At 43.8% G+C, this 1008-nt stretch carries 2 protein-coding genes; both read left to right on the top strand.

The features are described 5' to 3' along the window. Positions 1-228: DUF4313 domain-containing protein (locus tag WMO38_RS15050; RefSeq protein ID WP_349163218.1), on the top strand; the 228-nt coding region annotated here is incomplete at its 5' end. Positions 229-240: 12 nt separating this feature from the next. Beyond that, entirely contained in the window at positions 241-753 is a 513-nt protein-coding gene (locus tag WMO38_RS15045) for a PrgI family protein (protein ID WP_008120650.1), read from the top strand. The last annotated feature ends 255 nt before the right edge of the window (positions 754-1008 follow it).

The raw sequence follows: 1008 nt of genomic DNA, 5'->3' as shown, positions 1-1008 counted from the left end.
TACTGCGGATATCTGAATGTGAATGACATGCCGGATATTGAAAAGTTTATTACAGACAATGACATTGGAGAGTTTACGGGATTTACGCAAAGGAGCGGTTTCTGCGAATATCCACTTTATCTGTTCAATGTAGATAAGCTTAGGGAATTGTGTCCGGATGGAATGGATAAGTATGAGGCAAATATTGGAATGACAAGAAAGCCGGAGACAAAGGATTTATCAAGATAGGAGGCAGGGACAATGGTAATCGAAGTAAACAAGGATATTGACCGCTATCAGGAATCGGTTGCGATGGGACTTACTGCAAGGCAGCTTATATTTTCCATTGCAAGCGTAGTGGTCGGTGGCGGTATTGTCCTTCTTCTTTACAAGTATATCGGTCTTACGGGTTCTGCTTATGTGGCAATTCCCTGTGTGGCACCGATTGCTCTCGGTGGTTTCTATTCCTTTAATGGGATGAATTTCTACGAGTATATGGGAAAGAAACTGCATTTTATGTTTGGAAACAGGGCACTTACTTATGTGTCAACAGAGGGAGAGCCTGCAATAAAGCAGTTAGAAGCAGAGCAGAATGAACAGGTAAAGAAGAAAGGCAGAAAGGCTGAACCGGAGACTGTAACAGCTGATTCGGCTGTAAAGAAGCAGGAGGAGTTTGAAGCGATGAAGAAAAAGACGAGAAACATGCTGCTTGGACTTGTCGCAGTCATTGTGGCGGCAGTAGCAGGCATTGCAGCATATAAGGCGATGCATTAGATAAAAAGTATCTGACCGAAAGGTCGGGAACACAGCCCGCAGGGTGAAGTTCCCGGCGGGCTTCAGTGCTCTGAAAAATCAGAGCAGATGCTCCGCAGGATTGCAGAAATGCACAGAGGAAAATCATGCATTGCATGATGTGCATTTCGCAGCATGAATGCAAGCATTCATGATAAAAAAGAAAGCGAGGTTAGAGACATGGGTTTATTTACAGACGGATTTAAGTTATTAAAGAAGGCGAGTGAGCCTTTGTAT

The sequence above is a fragment of the Lachnospira hominis (ex Hitch et al. 2025) genome, assembly GCF_040096395.1.
Taxonomy (GTDB): domain Bacteria; phylum Bacillota; class Clostridia; order Lachnospirales; family Lachnospiraceae; genus Lachnospira; species Lachnospira hominis.
Note: the sequence above shows the minus strand (reverse complement) of the source record. Positions and strands in the feature narration are given on the sequence as shown.

Excerpts from the sequence above, each read along its gene's own strand:
- WMO38_RS15045 (WP_008120650.1), top strand. The coding sequence starts at position 241 with ATGGTAATCGAAGTAAACAAGGATATTGACCGCTATCAGGAATCGGTT.